This is a genomic window from Nocardia sp. NPDC059154 (assembly GCF_042755705.1).
Taxonomy (GTDB): Bacteria; Actinomycetota; Actinomycetes; order Mycobacteriales; family Mycobacteriaceae; genus Nocardia.
Genome location: NZ_JBHZCS010000025.1, coordinates 52,551 through 69,983, shown reverse-complemented (window position 1 = coordinate 69,983; position 17,433 = coordinate 52,551). Strand labels below are relative to the sequence as shown.

17 protein-coding genes are annotated in these 17,433 nt (G+C 68.8%); 9 read left to right on the top strand and 8 right to left on the bottom strand.

Translation table 11 applies throughout. The features are described 5' to 3' along the window. Positions 1-143 precede the first annotated feature (143 nt). Positions 144-1,268 (bottom strand): epoxide hydrolase family protein, encoded by a 1,125-nt coding sequence (locus ACFXN1_RS22260; protein ID WP_379440787.1) that lies wholly within the window; start codon positions 1,266-1,268, stop codon positions 144-146. 117 nt (positions 1,269-1,385) lie between these two features. Here ACFXN1_RS22260 and ACFXN1_RS22255 point away from each other — a divergent pair, with 117 nt between their 5' ends. Next, the gene (locus tag ACFXN1_RS22255; protein WP_379440785.1) at positions 1,386-2,381 is read left to right on the top strand and encodes a helix-turn-helix transcriptional regulator; all 996 of its coding nucleotides are present in this window, start codon (positions 1,386-1,388) and stop codon (positions 2,379-2,381) included. Here the strand turns inward: ACFXN1_RS22255 and ACFXN1_RS22250 are convergent. Then, a complete protein-coding gene (locus ACFXN1_RS22250; RefSeq protein WP_379440784.1) occupies positions 2,366-3,280 on the bottom strand; it encodes a toprim domain-containing protein in 915 nt (304 codons plus the stop codon). The two genes, ACFXN1_RS22255 and ACFXN1_RS22250, sit on opposite strands and share 16 nt — an antisense overlap. A 301-nt stretch (positions 3,281-3,581) precedes the next feature. On the opposite strand from ACFXN1_RS22250, the gene ACFXN1_RS22245 reads away from it, so the two are divergent. The 6 genes from ACFXN1_RS22245 to hisG all read left to right on the top strand — a co-directional run bounded on the left by ACFXN1_RS22245 (position 3,582) and on the right by hisG (position 10,015). Then, complete coding sequence (locus ACFXN1_RS22245) at positions 3,582-4,481, top strand: arpA protein (protein ID WP_379440782.1); 900 nt, start codon at positions 3,582-3,584, stop codon at positions 4,479-4,481. Positions 4,482-4,494: 13 nt separating this feature from the next. Beyond that, a complete protein-coding gene (locus ACFXN1_RS22240; protein WP_379440781.1) occupies positions 4,495-5,325 on the top strand; it encodes a class I SAM-dependent methyltransferase in 831 nt (276 codons plus the stop codon). A 68-nt stretch (positions 5,326-5,393) separates the two neighbouring features. Beyond that, a complete protein-coding gene (locus ACFXN1_RS22235) occupies positions 5,394-6,755 on the top strand; it encodes an NAD(P)/FAD-dependent oxidoreductase (RefSeq protein ID WP_379440779.1) in 1,362 nt (453 codons plus the stop codon). 190 nt (positions 6,756-6,945) lie between these two features. After that, a complete protein-coding gene (locus ACFXN1_RS22230) occupies positions 6,946-8,748 on the top strand; it encodes a choline/carnitine O-acyltransferase (protein ID WP_379440777.1) in 1,803 nt (600 codons plus the stop codon). Between the two features lie 43 nt (positions 8,749-8,791). Further along, complete coding sequence (locus ACFXN1_RS22225; RefSeq protein ID WP_033085388.1) at positions 8,792-9,055, top strand: phosphoribosyl-ATP diphosphatase; 264 nt, start codon at positions 8,792-8,794, stop codon at positions 9,053-9,055. A gap of 108 nt (positions 9,056-9,163) precedes the next feature. Beyond that, on the top strand, positions 9,164-10,015 hold the full coding sequence (gene hisG / locus ACFXN1_RS22220; protein ID WP_379440776.1) for an ATP phosphoribosyltransferase: 852 nt from the start codon (positions 9,164-9,166) through the stop codon (positions 10,013-10,015). A gap of 11 nt (positions 10,016-10,026) precedes the next feature. On the opposite strand, the gene ACFXN1_RS22215 is transcribed toward hisG, so the two are convergent. After that, positions 10,027-10,884: a RecB family exonuclease gene (locus tag ACFXN1_RS22215; protein ID WP_379385968.1), complete on the bottom strand. Its 858-nt coding sequence runs from the start codon at positions 10,882-10,884 to the stop codon at positions 10,027-10,029. A 103-nt stretch (positions 10,885-10,987) separates the two neighbouring features. Here ACFXN1_RS22215 and ACFXN1_RS22210 point away from each other — a divergent pair, with 103 nt between their 5' ends. Then, complete coding sequence (locus tag ACFXN1_RS22210; RefSeq protein WP_379385967.1) at positions 10,988-11,821, top strand: tRNA (adenine-N1)-methyltransferase; 834 nt, start codon at positions 10,988-10,990, stop codon at positions 11,819-11,821. A gap of 117 nt (positions 11,822-11,938) precedes the next feature. Here the strand turns inward: ACFXN1_RS22210 and ACFXN1_RS22205 are convergent, their stop codons facing one another. Continuing rightward, positions 11,939-12,364, bottom strand: a complete 426-nt coding sequence (locus ACFXN1_RS22205; protein WP_379440773.1) for a hypothetical protein — start codon at positions 12,362-12,364, stop codon at positions 11,939-11,941. Positions 12,365-12,401: 37 nt separating this feature from the next. Then, on the bottom strand, positions 12,402-12,848 hold the full coding sequence (locus ACFXN1_RS22200) for a hypothetical protein (RefSeq protein WP_354832102.1): 447 nt from the start codon (positions 12,846-12,848) through the stop codon (positions 12,402-12,404). A 243-nt stretch (positions 12,849-13,091) separates the two neighbouring features. Between ACFXN1_RS22200 and arc the strand changes: the two genes are divergently transcribed. After that, on the top strand, positions 13,092-14,852 hold the full coding sequence (arc, locus tag ACFXN1_RS22195) for a proteasome ATPase (RefSeq protein WP_379440771.1): 1,761 nt from the start codon (positions 13,092-13,094) through the stop codon (positions 14,850-14,852). 69 nt (positions 14,853-14,921) lie between these two features. Here the strand turns inward: arc and ACFXN1_RS22190 are convergent, their stop codons facing one another. The 3 genes from ACFXN1_RS22190 to ACFXN1_RS22180 all read right to left on the bottom strand — a co-directional run bounded on the left by ACFXN1_RS22190 (position 14,922) and on the right by ACFXN1_RS22180 (position 17,391). After that, the gene (locus ACFXN1_RS22190) at positions 14,922-15,332 is read right to left on the bottom strand and encodes a hypothetical protein (protein ID WP_379440770.1); all 411 of its coding nucleotides are present in this window, start codon (positions 15,330-15,332) and stop codon (positions 14,922-14,924) included. A 118-nt stretch (positions 15,333-15,450) separates the two neighbouring features. Beyond that, on the bottom strand, positions 15,451-15,891 hold the full coding sequence (locus ACFXN1_RS22185; RefSeq protein WP_379440768.1) for a nuclear transport factor 2 family protein: 441 nt from the start codon (positions 15,889-15,891) through the stop codon (positions 15,451-15,453). Positions 15,892-15,978: 87 nt separating this feature from the next. Continuing rightward, positions 15,979-17,391, bottom strand: coding sequence for a PLP-dependent aminotransferase family protein (locus tag ACFXN1_RS22180; protein WP_379440767.1), 1,413 nt, complete (start codon positions 17,389-17,391; stop codon positions 15,979-15,981). Positions 17,392-17,433: the final 42 nt, after the last annotated feature.

Below are 17,433 nucleotides of genomic sequence, written 5' to 3'. Positions count from 1 at the left end.
GGCACGAGGCGGGGGAGATATTGGAGGACGCCGAGGGGGTGTGGTAGGGGAAATGGTGGTGGGGGGGGTGGGGTTGGAGGATGTTTTCTGGTTGATGGAAACCCTTCCGCCTTCCCCCCCGCCCCGGTTCACGTTTTCCGGGGTCAGCGCAGCGGGCCGAAGAAGGTCTGGAGGTCGCGGGCGAGGTTGGCGGGGGCCTCCATGGCCGGGAAGTGCAGGCCGCGTTCGAATTCGGTCCAGTGGGCGTCGGCGGGGGCGGGGACGACGCGGCGGACGGTCTCGTCCGCGCCGAAGATGGCGAAGCCCTGGGGGACCGACGGGGGAGTGCCCCATTCGGTGGAGTGGGACTGCTCGTAGAGGGTGTGGGCGGCCGAGGCGCCGGAGCCGGTGAACCAGTAGAGGCTGACGGTGGTGAGCAGTTGGTCGCGGTCGATGGGGAGGTCGGTCCACGCCTCGAATTTCTCAGCGATCCAGGCCAATTGGAGCAGGGGGGAGTCGACCAGGCCGTAGCCGATGGTCTGGGGGCGGGAATTCTGGATGGCCAGGTAGCCGGAACCCTCGCGGCGGAAGGCGTCCATCCGATCCAGAATGACCTTGTCGATCGGGTCGTTGGGGTCGAGGCCGTCGGCCAAACCGGGCAGGAAGGTGGCGACATTGGCGGCGGTGAGCGGGTCGGTGACCACATGGACGCCGGTGACGTGCTCGGGGTCCAGGGCCGCGACCAGGCCCGAGACGCCGCTGCCGACATCGCCGCCGTGCAGGCCGTAGCGGTCGTAACCCAGGCGGGCCATGAGCTCGATCCACGCGCGGGCGGCGCGGGCCATTGTCCAGCCGACGGCGCTCAGCGGCGTGGACAGGGTGTAGCCGGGCAGGGACGGGGCGATCACATGGAAGGCCGGGCCCTCGGCGGGGTCGGTGAGCAGGCCGATCAGGCCCATGAACTCGGCGATCGAGCTGGGGAATCCGTGGGTGATCAGCAGCGGCCGGGCATCGGGGCGCTCGGAACGGACATGCAGGAAGTGGATGTGCTGGCCGTCGATCTCGGTGGTGAACTGGGGGAAGGAATTGAGCTTGGCTTCCTGTGCGCGCCAATCGAATTCGGTGCGCCAATAGTCGGCCAGCTCGTGCAGGGCGGTTTCGGGGATGCCGCGCTCCCAGCCGGTGCCGGGCAGCTGGGCGGCCCAGCGGGCGCGGTCCAGGCGGTCGTGCAGATAGTCCAGGTCGGACTGGGGAACGTCGAGGGTGAAGGGGTGAATCTCGGTGCTCATCAGGCTGTTCCGTTCACTGGGGAGAACCTCGCCGGAGGCTCTTCATCTTCGGCTCGACACCACGGTATGGACTATTGCGGAACAGTTCGTTCCGCAATTCGCGGATACCATCGAGAAATGTTGGAAACCTCCGCCCGCCTGCTGCGGCTGCTGTCGCTGCTGCAATCCCGGCGCGACTGGACCGGGGCCGAACTCGCCACACGGCTCGAGGTCACCCCGCGCACGATCCGCAAGGACATGGATCGGCTGCGCGAACTCGGCTATCCGGTGGAAGCGCGGCCCGGCGTGGACGGGGGATACCGGCTCGGGACCGGTGGCGCGCTGCCGCCGCTGCTGCTCGACGATGACGAGGCCGTCGCGGTGGCCGTCGGATTGCGCACCGCCGCAAGCGGTTCGGTTCTCGGCATCGAGGAGACATCGCTGCGCGCGCTCACCAAGCTGCAGCAGATCCTGCCGTCACGGCTGCGGCATCGGGTCAGTGCCTTCCAGAACGCATTGCCGGTTCCGATGCGCGGGCCCCGGGTCAGCGCCGACGCGCTGACCGCCATCGCCGCCGCGTGCCGCGACCACGAACGCCTGCGGTTCGACTATCGGACCCACTCGGGCGCATCCTCCCGGCGTGTGGTCGAGCCGTACCGTCTCGTCAACCACCGCCAGCGCTGGTACCTGCTGGCCTGGGATCTCGACCGCGGTGACTGGCGCACCTTCCGCGTCGACCGCATGGACCCGCGCCCACCGGCCGGACCGCGCTTCACCCCGCGCCCCCTGCCACCCGACCCCGAGATCGCGTCCTATGTCGAACGCGGAATCGGCTCGGCGACGTGGCATTTCCGCGCCCGCATGATCGTGCACGCCCCCGCCGCTCACGCCCGCGCCCGCATCCCGATCCCCATCGACATCGAGGAACTCGGCGACAACCGCTGCGCCTTCGAGCCCGGCTCCGACCACCCGGAAATGCTCGCCCTCTACCTGGGTCTGCTGGACGCCGACTTCGACATCGTCGATTCCCCCGATCTGGTCGCCGCCCTGCGCACCCTGATCGACCGCTACCAGCGTGCCGTCACCACCGCCCGCCGAGCGACCGCCCGCGACCGTGCTCACCGCCCGCGATAGTGCTCGTCCAGCACGGGCACCGGATCCAGTTCCGACACCTGATGCCCCGCATTGCAGTGATCGGTGAGATCCTTTCCGTCCCGAGCCTGCATCACCCGCAGCTCATCCACGCAATCGACCAGTGACTCGGCAACTTTCGCCGCATGCCGATACCCCGGCGCATCCCGATCGGCGACCACGCACACCCGATGCGCACCGCGCAGCCATTCGGCATGCTCCCGATGCCACCCGTTCGCCCCGCCCGCATTGCAGGTGGCGGTCAACCCGGCACGCGTGGCAGTGAGAACATCCGCCTCACCCTCACAGACGACGATGTCACGGCCGTCCTCCACGGCGTCGATCACCTCCGGCAAATGGAACGGAAGGCGCTCGAATCCGCCGTACTCCCAACCGGTTTCGGTCCGGCGCTGCTGATAGAAGCTCTTCACATACCCCTGCCGATGCAGGGTCCGAACCCGGAACACACACCCCGCCGGACTGCCATCCGGCCACCGGTAGATATACGCCGCCACCCGCCGCGACCGTCCGATCGGCGGACCGAAGTCACGCTTGTGCACCGAAAGCGCCAGCCCCGCAGCCAAAATGGCCCGATCGGCCAGCCCCGTCTCCACCGTCTCCCGCGTCGGCGACCCCCGCCGCTCCGCCGGCGCGTCGAACAGGTCCCGCACCCGCAGCCCGAGCCGCTCCAGCACCTCCTCATCCGAACACCCGGCGAAACACCGGACGACCGTCCGCTGCCGCTGCAGGTTGTACACGACCCCCAGCGACGGCCGATGCCGCCGCCCATCCGCCTCGTGCACCGGACACAGGTAGGTAGTCCACTCGGTGCCGCGCCTCCCCGGCCCGGACACCCGATTCAGCGCCCGGTTGATGGTCTCCCACGATCCCTGACTGCCCATCACGCCGGTCCTCTCACTACCGGTGTACCCCGTTCAGGAGCGTTGTCAACCGTCATGAATCCGCTTGTAGCGCAACCGGAATCAACCGCCCGATGTCCGCCTCGCCCTGGCGCGGGATGGACTCGCCCGGGCGGTGGATATCGGCTGATCCGGGTGGCGTAGAGTCGCGACGGCCGATGGCGGCTGCCATGAAGCGGACGACCTGTACCGTATGAAACCTGCTGGGGCGCAGGAATAGTGAGTATTCACAATCAGAGTGGAACTCGGGCGTGTCGGGCGTTCAGCAGCAAGAATAGGCCGCATGGTTGCGGTCGGGGGTCGGGCAGACTCGTGGGAAGCCGATGCGGCGGCGGGCGGGGAGCCGGTGCCGGGAGTAGATGTCGGGAAGTATCCGCTGGACTCGCCGGGGACTGCGGCGTGGCTGGCGGCGGTGGGCGAGGCGCGGGCCGAGCTGGCCGCGGATGGATGCTGCGTGCTGCGCGGGTTCATCAGGCCCGAGCTGCTGGATACCTTGCGCGGCGAGGGGGTGGCATTGGCTCCGCACGCGTATTACACCGTGGAGGACGTCAACGCGTACAACATTCCCCTCGATACCGATCTCCCGCCGGACCATCCGGGGCGGATCGTGCTGCACCGCGGGAACGCGTTCGTGGCAAGGGATCTCATTCCCGCCGACGCGCTGATCCAGCGGCTGTACACCGATCGCCGGTTCCAGCGGTTCGTGGCCGACTGCTTCGGGCTGACCGAGCTGCACGAGTACACCGATCCGCTGGCGGGGCTGTGCCTCAATGTGGTCGCGCCGGGAATGTCGCATCCGTGGCATTTCGATACCAACGAGTTCACCGTCAGCATGCTCACGCAGGAGCCGGACTGCGGTGGGGTGTTCGAGTACTGCCCGAACATCCGGTCGCGGGAGGCGGAGCACCTCGCGGATGTGCGGGCCGTGCTGACGGGGCAGGGGGAGCGGTTCATCCGGCGGCTGGAGTTGCGGCCGGGGGATCTGCAGCTGTTCCAGGGGAGATTCTCGTTGCACCGGGTCTCGCCCGTAGGCGGGACGGTGCAACGGCATTCGGCGATCTTCGCCTACAGCGACACCCCGGGACTGGTCGGCACCGCCGAGCGGACCCGGCAGCTGTTCGGGCGGGTACTGCCGGATCATCTGGCCGTCGGTGAGGTCCGCGGCGATCGACTGCTCGACTGAGAGGGAACAGCGCGTGCCGGTTTCGTTACACAGCTCCACCGGAAAAGCCTCGTTCGACCACATCTACGACCGCCCCGATCCACGCGAGTATTACGCGCGCATGGCCGAATTGGATTACCAGATACCGGAATTGGCCAAACCGCATTTCCAGCGATTACTCGCGGAGTATCGGTCGGCCACCGGCATCGCCACCCCCGCCGTCCTCGACATCGGCTGCTCCTACGGCGTGAACGCGGCCCTGCTGCGCCTGGACACCACCATGACCGACCTGGCCGGACGGTACCGCGGCCGCGACGCGGACGACACCGCCGCGCTCATCGACCGCGACCGGCAGCTGCTGCACACCCATGATCAGCTCCCCGGCGTCCGCTTCATCGGCATGGACGCCTCCCGCCCCGCCCTCGACTACGCCGGCGCCGCCGGCTTCCTCCAGGACGCCGTGCACGCCGACCTGGAGTCGGGCGAGCCCACCGAGGCCCAGCGTCGCACCCTTGCCGCCGCGGACCTGGTCATCTCCACCGGCTGCGTCGGCTACGTCTCCGAACGCACCCTGCTGCGGGTGGCCCGCGCCCACGGCGGAAAACTGCCCTGGATGGCGCATTTCGTGCTGCGCATGTTCTCCTTCGACCCCATCGCCGCCCATCTGGAGACCCTCGGCTATCGCACCGAACGCGCACCCGGCGTGTTCCGCCAGCGGCGCTTCGCCTCCGCGGACGAGCAGGCGCGGGTACTGAACACCCTGGCGGACAGCGGAATCGACCCCGCCGGCGCCGAATCCGACGGGTGGCTCTACGCCCAGCTGTATCTGTCCCGGCCGAAAATCAGCGTCGCGACCGAACACTGATCGCGTCCCACATCGAATTCACATCCCGGATTCACCTGAAAACTCCCCACGATTGTTACGGTGAATCGGTGGCACCAGCGAAGATCGTAATTATCGGCGGTGGTTTCGCGGGCGTCGAGTGCGCCCGATATCTGGAACGCCGAGTACGGCCCGACGAGGCGTTCGTCCAGCTCGTCTCGCCCGACGCCGGACTGCTGTATCTCCCGCTGCTGCCACAGGTCGCCTCCGGCACCCTCAACCCTCGGTCGGTCTCGGTGTCCCTGCGCCGGATCCTGCGCCGCACCGAGGTGGTGCCGGGCATGGTGGTCGGGGTGGACCACGACACCCGGCGGGTCGTGGTGCGCCGATCCACCGGCCGCGAAACCGCCCTCGAGTACGACCATCTCGTCCTGGCCCCGGGCTCCATCACCCGTGTCCTCGATGTGCCCGGGCTCAAGGAACACGGCTTCGGCATGAAGACGCTGTCGGAGGCCATGTACCTGCGCGACCATGTGCTGCGGCAGCTGGACGTCGCCGCCCTGCGCGGTGGGCTGGACGGGGACCAGGAGCGGCTCAATTTCGTCACCATCGGCGCGGGCTACGCCGGGACCGAAACGGCCGCGGTCCTCAACAAGGTCTGCCACGCCGCCGCCGAGCGCTTCTTCCCCGAGACCGAACGCGGCATGGTGCGGTGGCACCTGGTCACCCACGGCGACCGCATCATGCCGGAGCTGGGCGAGCGGCTCGGCGCGGAGGCGAAAAGGATTCTGGCCGAACGCGGAATCGAACTCATCTCGGGAGCGTCGGCGGCGGAGGTGACGGCCAACGGGGTGAAACTCACCAATGGGCGATTCATCCCCTCCCGCACCGTGCTGTGGACCGCCGGCGTCACCCCGAGCCCGCTGGCCGGGCACCTCGGCGCGGAAACCGACAAGGGACGCATCATCGCGCACGCCGACCTTTCTGTTCCCGGGCTGGAGGGCGTGTGGGCCATGGGTGACGCCGCCGCGGTGCCTGATTTGACCGATGGCGTCGACAAGGTGTGCGCGCCCACCGCCCAGCACGCCATGCGCCAGGGCCGGCACCTGGGCAAGAACCTGCTGGCGACCCTGCGTGGCGGACGATCCGAACCCTACCGGCATCCGGATCTCGGCATGGTGGTCGACCTCGGCGGCCGCGATGCGCTGGCACGCCCGCTCGGCATCGGATTGCGTGGTGTCCCAGCCCAATTCGTGGCACGCAGCTACCACCTGATGGCGCTGCGCACGGTCGTCGCCCGTGCCCGCGTGGCCTTCGACTGGACCGTGCACGGCCTCAGCGGCGACGACTTCCTGCGCATCGGCTACGGCGACTACACGACCCACACCATCGGCGGATTCGAGCAGTCGGGCTGCTACCTGCAGGCCGACGAGGTGCCGCAGGCGCTGAAGGGGATCGGCGATCCCGGGTGACTCCGGAACCCGCATGAAAACTATTGTGGCGCAGTAAATCCACATCCGGTCCGGACCGTGTGGTTTCGGGCGAAAGCCTGGCGCTCGGACGGTTTCGATGACAAGAATGGGTGCTGTGACCGCCAGGGGGATGGTCACGCGTGTGCAAATGCCAGGTTGCCCCTATCCGACGACCCCACGAGGACACCCCTTGAGCGACAGCACCTTCGCCTTCGACGAGCAGCTGCCCCGCGTTCCGCTGCCCACCCTGGAGGAGAGCTGCACCCGCTTCCTGCACTGGTGCGCGCCCCTGCTGACCTCCGACGAGTACGCCGCCACCGCGGCCGCCGTCGAGGATCTGCTGCGCCCCGACAGCCCCGCCCGCACCCTGCACGCCGATCTGCAGCGGTTCGACGAGACCCCGGGCGTGCGCAGCTGGCTCGACGAGTTCTGGCCCTCCCGCTACCTGGGCCGCCGCGACCGGATCGCGTTGAATGCGAACTTCTTCTTCCTGTTCCGGGACGACACCGCCCTCGCCTCCTCGACCAGCGCCGACCAGAGCGAGCGCGCCGCCGCCCTCGTCGCCGCGACCGTCGGCTACAAGCTGCGCCTGGACAAGGAGGAGATCCCGCCCGCCACCCAGCGCGGCACGCGACTCAACATGGCGCAGAACAAGTTCCTGTTCTCCGAGACGCGCATACCGGACGCGCCACAGGACACCGTGCGGGCGCCCTACAGCGATGCCTGGCCCGGCCCCTCGGACGCCCGCCACATCGTGGTCTTCTACCGCGGCACCATGTTCCGCATGGACGTCATCGGCCCCGGCGGCGTCCCCTACACCCCCGAGGACCTCGCCGACGGCCTGCGCGCCGTCATGAAGGCCGGTGCGCGCCGCGCCGCCACCAACACCTCGCCCGGGCACCTCACCACCCTCGCCCGCGCCGACTGGGCGCCGGTCTACGCGGCCCTGCGGCCCGCCAATGCCGCCGCCTTCGACACCATCGAGACCGCGCTGTTCTGCGTCTGCCTCGAGGACTTCGCGCCCCGCGACACCCTGCACGCCTGCGACCAGCTGCTGCACGGCGACAGCGGCAACCGCTGGTTCGACAAGTCGGTGTCGTTCATCGTCTTCGCCGACGGCGAGGCCGGCATCAATGTCGAGCACTGCGGCCTGGACGGCACCACCATCCTGTCCTTCGTCGACACCCTGCTCGAGGCGCCGGTGAGCGACCACGCCGAACAGTCGGGCGCGCAGGCGCAGGGCCTGCCCGCCATCGAACCCGTCGAGTTCGTCCTCGGCCCGGAATCCAAGACCGAGATCGCCTCCGCCGCCGCGTCTTTCGCGCAGTACGCCGCCGACAACGCCACCACCACGGTGTCGTTCGACTTCGGCACCAACCGCGCCAAGCGGCTGGGCATCTCCCCGGACGCCTTCGCGCAGCTGAGCTATCAGCTCGCGCACCGCCGCAGCAAGGGGCTCAACGGCGCCACCTACGAATCCATCGCCACCCGCCAGTTCCGCAACGGCCGCACCGAGGCCATGCGCGTGATCACCCAGGAGATGCTGGATTTCGTTGCCGCCATGGAGGATCCGGCCGTGGACCGGGACCGCAAACTGGTGGCCCTGCGCACCGCCGCCGAGGCACACGTGCGCCGCGCCCAGGAATGCCAGCGCGGCGAGGCTCCCGAACAGCACCTGTGGGAACTGCAGTGGATCCAGCGCCGCCGCGGCGAACAGCTCGGCGCGACGGCCCCGATGGCCTTCTACGACAGCCCCGGCTGGACCATCACCCGCGACGACTACCTGAGCACCAGCTCCGCGCCGTCGGTGAACATCCAGTACTTCGGGTTCGGCTCCACCAGCCCCAAGTGCATCGGCATCGCCTACGTGCTGCTGCCCGACCGCTGGAACCTCTACCTGGCCACGCCCAAGCACGTCGCCCAGCAGATGCACGACTTCGCCGAGCAGCTGCGCGGGGCGGTCACCGAACTCGCCGAACTGCTCACCGTATAACCGATTGCGGGGAGTGTGCGCCCGTCTGAAAGAATCACTCCCCGTGAAATCTTTCGAAGCCCTGTTCGCCGAGCTGCAGGATCGTGCCGCCAACCGCCCCGAGGGGTCGGGCACCGTCGCCGCCCTGGACGCCGGCGTGCATGCGCAGGGCAAGAAGGTACTCGAGGAAGCCGGCGAGGTCTGGATCGCGGCCGAGTACCAGAGCGATGAGGAACTCTCCGAGGAGATCTCGCAGCTGCTCTACTGGGTGCAGGTGCTGATGGTGGGCCGCGGGCTGCGGCTCGAGGACGTGTACCGACATCTGTGATGCGCCGGTGCGCCGCACGCTGTGCCCATTCAAGGGCTGGGTGCGGCGCACCGTTCCGCTCAGCCCCCTGTCGACACGTCTTCCCTCCCCGTTCCGAAAGGACCTCCCATGCTTCGCGTCGCAGTCCCCAACAAGGGCGCACTCTCCGAATCCGCCCTCGCCATCCTGTCCGAGGCGGGCTACCGCAAGCGCACCGACTCCCGTGAGCTGAGCGTGCTGGACCCGGTCAACCAGGTCGAGTTCTACTTCCTGCGGCCCAAGGACATTGCCATCTACGTCGGTTCCGGCGAACTCGACCTCGGCATCACCGGCCGCGACCTGGCCCTGGATTCCGGTGCGCCCGTGCAGGAACGGCTCGCCCTCGGCTTCGGCCGCTCCACTTTCCGCTACGCCGCCCCGGCCGGGCGCGAATGGAAGGTCGAGGACCTCTACGACAAGCGCATCGCCACCTCCTACCCGAACCTGGTGCTGACGGACCTGGCCAGGCACGGCATCGAGGCCGAGGTCATCCGCCTCGACGGCGCGGTCGAGATCTCCATCCAGCTCGGCGTCGCCGACGCCATCGCCGACGTGGTCGGCTCCGGCCGCACCCTGCGCCAGCACAACCTGGTCGCCTTCGGCGAGTCGCTGTGCTCCTCGGAGGGCGTGCTCATCGAGGCCAAGGGCGCCGACCAGCAGGACAAGGCCCGCAATCAGCTCGTCGCCCGCATCCAGGGCGTGGTCTTCGCCCAGCAGTACCTGATGCTGGACTACGACTGCCCCAAGGCGCTGCTCGACGAGGCCGTCAAGATCACCCCCGGGCTGGAGTCGCCGACCGTGTCGCCGCTCACCGATCCCGACTGGGTCGCGGTGCGCGCGCTGGTGCCGCGCAAGAACGGCAACGAGCTCATGGACCAGCTCGCGGACCTGGGCGCCAAGGCGATCCTGGCCACCGATATCAGGTCCTGCCGCGCCTTCTGATTCCGGTCGGGTCAGGACGGGCCGGATTCCGGCTCGTCCTCGCCGGACGGGAAAGGCGGTGGGGTGCCGCCGAATTCGGGGCATAGTCGCTTGAAATCGCAGTACTCGCACAGCCAGCTCGGGCTGGGCGGGAACTCACCGGTCTCGGCGGCGGTCACGATGGCGGCCCACAGCGCCGACAGGATCCGCTCGAAGCGCAGCAGTTCCTCCGGGTCCGGCGCGTAGGTGAGGGTGACACCGTCGGCGAGGTACATCAGCCGCAGTTCCGCCGGGGCCCGGCCCTGGGTGCGCAGCAGGACCAGGGCATAGAACTTCAGCTGGAACAGGGCCCGGGTCTCGTAGGTGAGGCCCGGGGCGCGGCCGGTCTTGTAGTCGATGACGTGCAGTTCCCCGTCGGCCGAGCGGTCGATGCGGTCCACGATGCCGCGCAACGGCGTGCCGTCGGGGAGGTCGGCCTCGATGAAGGTCTCGCACGACTCCGGATCGAAGCCGGACGGATCCTCCAGCCGGAAGTACACGCCCACCAGCTTGCGCACCTCGGCCAGGAACCCGGGCAGCTCGTCGGCCGGAATCAGCGACTCCACCTCGGGCCGCGACTCGCGCACCCCCGTCCACGCGGGTTCGACGAGAGCGGCCGCGGCCTCGGCATCCCGCTCGGTGGCGGGCAGCCCGAACAGTGCCTCCAGCACGGCGTGCACCACCGTGCCGCGCACCGCCGCCCGCGAGGGCGGTTCCGGAATCTGGTCGATGACCCGCAGCCGGTATTTCAACGGGCACTGCTTGAAATCGATTGCGCGCGAGGGGGAAAGGGCGGGGCCACGCGGAGCGAACCGCTCTGTCTCCGGGGTACTGATCACGTCAACCGACATACCTGGCAGGCTAAACGCAGGCACCGACAAGGTGCGGACGAATCCGGCGCAGCACATTCGCGGCGACGCACGACTTCACCACAACCACGCAGAACGGAGATTCATGACGGCCAGACGGACCGGCCCATTCCAGATCGGTGACCGGGTACAGCTGACCGACGCCAAGGGGCGCAAGTTCACGGTGATCCTGGAGGTGGGCAAGGAATTCCACACCCACGCCGGCCACATCAACCACGACGACCTCATCGGCGCCGACGAGGGCTGCGTGGTGAACTCCGCCAAGGGCACCCCCTACCTGGCCCTGCGCCCGCTGCTGACCGACTACGTGCTGTCCATGCCGCGCGGCGCGGCGGTCATCTACCCCAAGGACTCCGCCCAGATCGTCCACGAGGGCGACATGTTCCCCGGCGCGAAGGTCCTGGAGGCCGGCGCCGGCTCGGGCGCGCTGACCTGCTCGCTGCTGCGCGCGGTCGGCCCCGAGGGCAAGGTCATCTCCTGGGAGATCCGCGACGACCACGCCGAGCACGCGGTCAAGAATGTCGAGCGCTTCTTCGGCGAACGCCCCGCCAACTGGGAACTCACCCTCGGTGACGTGGCGGACTACGCCGGCGAACAGGTCGACCGTGTCGTCCTCGACATGCTCAAGCCGTGGGACGCGCTCGAGGCCGTCTCCAAGGCCCTCATCCCCGGTGGCGTCTTCCTCGCCTACGTGGCCACCACGACCCAGCTCTCCGAGGTGGTCGAGGCGCTGCGCCGCCAGGGCTGCTGGACCGAGCCCACCGCCTGGGAATCCATGGTCCGCCCCTGGCACGTGGTCGGCCTCGCGGTGCGCCCCGAACACCGCATGCAGGGCCACACCGCCTTCCTGGTCAAGGCCCGCCGCCTCGCCGACGGCGTCACCGCCCCCAAGCCCCAGCGCCGCCCGTCCAAGGGCTAGCGCGCCGGGAGGATATGTCTCGACGCCGGAACCGGCCCCGAAACGAACGCGCCCCCGCCACGGAACGGCGGGGGCGCGTTCGTCGTATTCAGCCGATCGCGAAGCGGTTTCTCCGCGTCAGCAGGGCGCCTTGCCCATGGCCAGGATGGTGCAGCCGGTGTTCTCCGACAGCTGCCAGCCCGCGTCGGTGTGCTGCCAGCTCATGGGCACGCCGGGCATGGTGCCGTGCGGGGAGACGATGGCGACCGAGGCATTGGCGGTGTCGCCGTTGGCCTGCACGCCCGAGACCGTCCAGCCGATGCTGCCGTAGTTGGCCAGGCCCCGGTTCATCGTCTCGATGTTCGAGGTGCGCGCACCGCCGTTGACCATCAGGTTCGCCTTGTCGGCGGCGGGCACGGCCGGGTCGGTGAAGCGGGTCAGCGTCGACTGCAACTCGTCGGCGGAAGGCGCGGGGGTGTCGGCGCCGGCGAGGCCCGCACCCGAGGTGAGGGCGACGGCGGCCGCAGCGACGGCCAGGGACAGGCGAACGGAACGAGCGAGCATGAACGAACGGGCCTTTCGGGACTCGAGGGGGTGGTGGTTACTGGCAGGCCGCGCGGGCCATGCCGAGGATGGTGCAGGCGCCGGCGTCGGAGAGCTTCCACGCGCCGTCGCTGTACTGGAAGGTCATCGGGACGTCGGGCATGGTGCCGTGCGGGGAGGTCACCGACACCTTCGCATCGGCCTTGGTCCCGTCCTGCTTGATCTCACCGACGGTGAACCCGACCTGGTAATGGGCCAGTCCCTGGTTCATGGTGTCGATATTTCCGAGACGTTTGTCGCCGTCGACGACTAGTTTGGCCTTGTCGGCAGCCGGCTTCGCCGGGTCGGCGAAGGCCGTGAGCACGCCCTGCAGGGCGTCCGCGGTCGGCGCGGGCGCGGCGGCGGTGGCCGACACCGTGGTGGTCGAGGACGAAGAACCCTTGTCGTCGGAGCCGCAGCCGGTCACAGTTGCCGTAACGGCCGCGAAGGCCGCGACGGTAGCCACGGAAACACGAAGCGTCCGCGTGACGTTGCGCATACCAGGAGTACGACTGGTGGGAAGGAGCATCAACGGCGCCTTTCGGCTCGGGCCGGCGATTAACTCGCCGGAAACAGGTTAGGGCAGGCTAACATGCTCGTCCGGCCTGCAGGCCGCAGCCTAGATGTGATCACGACGAAACCATGTCGGAAAGCGGGAACGGTTAGAGCCCGGTAGCGTTGATAGACCGGGACTGGGAGGAGCAGCATCATGAGCCCCATCGAACATTCGGATTCGGCCGCCTGGAGGGAACTCGAGGCAGTACGTGCCGAGGCCGCTGCACTCCGGAGGCAACTCGCCGACACGCCGGATCGCACACGGGAATTGGAAGCGCGCGTCGATTCGCTGACGATTCGCAATACCAAACTGATGGACACCTTGAAGGAAGCGCGCCAGCAACTGGTCGCTCTCCGTGAGGAAGTGGACCGCCTCGGCCAGCCACCCTCGGGCTACGGCGTCCTCATCGGCGTGTACGACGATCAGACGGTCGATGTGTTCACTTCCGGGCGCAAGATGCGGCTGACGTGTTCGCCGAATATCGACACCACCACCCTCCACTACGGGCAGACCGTGCGTCTCAACGAGGCGCTGACCGTGGTCGAGGCGAGCGGTTTCGACTCCATCGGTGAGATCGGCACGCTGCGTGAGGTTCTCGACGACGGGCGCCGCGCGCTGGTCGTCGGGCATGCCGACGAGGAGCGGGTGGTCTGGTTGTCCGGGCCGCTGTCCGCCCTGGTCGACGTGGACGACCTCGAGGATCCGGATCGTCCGATTCGCAAACTGCGGCCGGGTGATTCGCTGCTGGTCGACACCAAGGCCGGATTCGCCTTCGAGCGGATCCCCAAGGCCGAGGTCGAGGACCTGGTGCTCGAAGAGGTACCGGATGTCGGCTACGAGGACATCGGCGGTCTCTCGCGCCAGATCGAGCAGATCCGCGACGCGGTCGAATTGCCGTTCCTGCACAAGGATCTGTTCCGCGAGTACGCGCTGCGCCCGCCCAAGGGCGTGCTGCTCTACGGTCCGCCCGGTTGCGGTAAGACGTTGATCGCCAAGGCCGTTGCCAACTCGCTCGCCAAGAAGATCGCCGAGGCGCGCGGTGAGGATGCCAAGGAAGCCAAGTCGTTCTTCCTGAACATCAAGGGCCCCGAGCTGCTCAACAAGTTCGTGGGTGAGACCGAGCGCCACATCCGGATCATCTTCCAGCGGGCCCGCGAGAAGGCGTCCGAGGGCACCCCGGTGATCGTGTTCTTCGACGAGATGGATTCGATCTTCCGCACCCGCGGTTCGGGTGTCTCCTCCGACGTGGAGACCACCGTTGTGCCGCAGCTGCTCTCGGAGATCGACGGCGTCGAGGGCCTGGAGAACGTGATCGTGATCGGCGCCTCCAACCGTGAGGACATGATCGATCCCGCGATCCTGCGGCCCGGCCGCCTGGACGTGAAGATCAAGATCGAGCGTCCGGACGCCGAAGCCGCGCAGGACATCTTCTCCAAGTACCTGACGGAGACGCTGCCGCTGCACAGCGAAGATCTGCAGGAGTTCGACGGCGATCGCGGCAAGTGCGTGCAGGCCACCATCGAACGCGTGGTGGACCGCATGTACGCCGAGTCCGAGGACAACCGCTTCCTGGAGGTCACCTACGCCAACGGTGACAAGGAGGTCCTGTACTTCAAGGACTTCAACTCCGGCGCCATGATCCAGAACATCGTGGACCGTGCCAAGAAGTACGCCATCAAGTCCGTCCTGGAAACCGGCAATCCGGGTCTGCGTATCCAGCATCTCTACGATTCGATCGTGGACGAGTTCTCCGAGAACGAGGACCTGCCCAACACCACGAATCCCGATGACTGGGCCCGCATCTCGGGTAAGAAGGGCGAGCGCATCGTCTACATCCGCACCTTGGTGACGGGGAAGAACGCCAGCGCCAGCCGCGCCATCGACACCGAGTCGAACACCGGCCAGTACCTGTAAGCCGGAAAAGCCAAGGGGCTCGCATCCTTTCGGATGCGAGCCCCTTCGCACGCGTGGAGGCGGTGCGGGTCAGCTGATCCCGGGGATGAAGCCGGGGTAGACCCAGTGCGAGACACCGCCACCCGGAGCGCCGGAGCCGCTCATGTTCGGGAAGTTGAACGGCAGCCGCTTCAGTGCGTGCGGGTTGCCGTCGGCGTCGGCCTGGACGCAGTTGGTGGTGACGCCGTGGAAGCCGGAGCAGACGATGCGGGTCGAGGTGCCGTACGGCGAGGTGAGGCGGGCATGGTTGACCAGCGGGTTCCAGAAGTCGGGGTCGCCGGGGGTGAGGAAGTCGTGGGTCTCGAAAACGTAGATGGGGCTGCGGTCCTGCTGGACCGGCCAGTCGTCGGCGGCCGCGGGGCCGGTCCCGAGGACGAGAGCGGCACCGGTGAGGGCGGCCGCGGTGGCCAGGCCGGTGACGCTGCGGGTGATCGTGTTCATGTACCCCTCCATGGAACGTCGATTGACAGTGCGCATCGATGAGAGCATCGGTTCGTGCCGGGCGACTGTAACGGACGGCATGGTCGTGGTGGGGGCAATCACACGCCGCAGACGGCGATCACCGAGTGCGGCGCAGCCGCCGATCCTCGGTCCAGTCGACGATGAGCCGGCGCTGCCGGAACCGCCACGCGCCGCCGTCGCGGGCGAAGGTGTCGTCGTAGCGGATGTGCATGACGAAGACCCGGGAGCCGTCGGCATCGTCGTAGACATGCGAAGCGGTGCAATAGGTTTCGCCCCGCACCTCGTCACCGGAGAAGTCCAGCAGCTGGTTGGCGATCACGTGCCGGGTGATGCGGTAGCGGTCGAGAGGCCGCATGGCCGCCTCGATCCGGGCGCGGCCGCGCACCGTCGTCGTGGGCTGCTCGCCACCCCACTCGATGACCAATGTGCCGTCCGCGGTGAAGAGTTCGGCGATCGCCGCATCGCGGCGGCGGTCGGCGTGGGAGGCGTAGCGCTCGGTCAGTTCGCGCAGGGCGAGTCGGGTTTCCGGCTGGTCCATGGGGTCTCCTCGATAAGACGGGGTCGGTCGTTCCTACTGCGCCGGGGCAGGCATGACCCGTGATTGCCCGCTGGGGTGGATACGGCGTCAGGCCCGCCGGACCCGGCGGTAGGTCGGCACGGCCACCGCGGCGGTGGCGAGATGCCGTGCCACCTCGGGGATTTCGGAGTCGGCGAGGGCGGCGACGGTGAGGCGCAGGTGGTCGGTGTGGGGGTGGTCGGTCACCTCGAACGGGCCGCCCGGGGCCGCTTTGATGCCGGCGGCGGCGAGGGAGATCATGGCGGCGTTCTCGTCCGTGACGGGGAACCAGAGGTTGATCCCGTCGCCGCGGGGGAGGCGGATGTCATGGTGCGACAGGGACTTTCGCAGGGCGTCCGCGCGTGCGCGATAGATGCCGCGGGCCGCGGTGACGGTGGTGCGGGCGGCGTCGTCGGTGAGCATGTGCAGCAGCACCCGCTGGAGCAGCCGGCTGGTCCAGCCGGGTCCCAGCATGCGCCGTTCGAGGAGCGGGTCGAGCAGGTCGGCGGGGCCGCCGACGGCCGCCAGGCGCAGGTCCGCGCCGTGGGATTTGGAGTAGGAGCGAATGTGCACGGTGCGGGTCGGCAGGCGGGCCGCGAGGGAGCGCAGGGGTGCGTGGGTGATGCCCGAACTGTGGTCGTCCTCGACGATGACCGGCGTGCCGCCCGCGACGACCGCGGCATCGGCCAGCACGTCGGCCAGTTCGCGCACCCGCCGGGCCGACAGCGAGGCGCCGGTGGGGTTCTGAGCGCGCGGCTGGAGCAGTACGAGGACCGGGGAGCGGGCCGCCAGAGCGGCGGCCAGCCGGTCCGGACGCATGCCGGATTCGTCGAGATCGATGGGAACCGGACGCGCCCCGAGCCTGGCCAGCAGGTCCAGAAACGGCGGGAAGCACGGGTTCTCGACTGCCACCGCGTCACCCAGCCGGACGTGGGCGGCGAGCAGGCGGTCGACCGCGTCGAGCGCGCCGTCGAGGATGGTGAACCGTTCGGCGCGGGCCGGCCAGTCCGCGCGAATGGCGGCCTCGAGTTCGGGGAGCACGGCCTCGTCGAGGTAGGTGGCCGACAGGTCGTCGATGCGGCCGTCGTCGCCGAGACCGCGCAATGCGGCGGTGAGGTCGGGCAGCAGCGCCGGATCGGGGGTGCCGCGTGAGAGGTCGATGCGGAAGACGCTGTCGGAGTGGGGGTGGAGGCGTTGATAGCGTCCGGCGGCGGGCGCGTGGGGGGCGTGCGGCGCGTCCTGGACGAAGGTGCCCGCCCGGCCGCGCGCCACGATCGCCCCGGCGGCCGCCAGCGCTCGCCACGCCTGATTGACCGTCACGGGGGAGACCTTCAGCTCCCGGGCCACCTCGCGCACCGTGGGCAGCCGGGTGCCAGGTGCCAGCGCGCCGGACCGGATCCGCTGGCCGATTCCGGCCGCGATCCCGGCCGCGGTGCGGTCGTGTGCGGCGGCGGCCAGGTCGGCGGCGGATTCGGCGGTCACAGACTCAGTGTGCGAGGGGGACGGGGGTGGCTCCGACGGGTG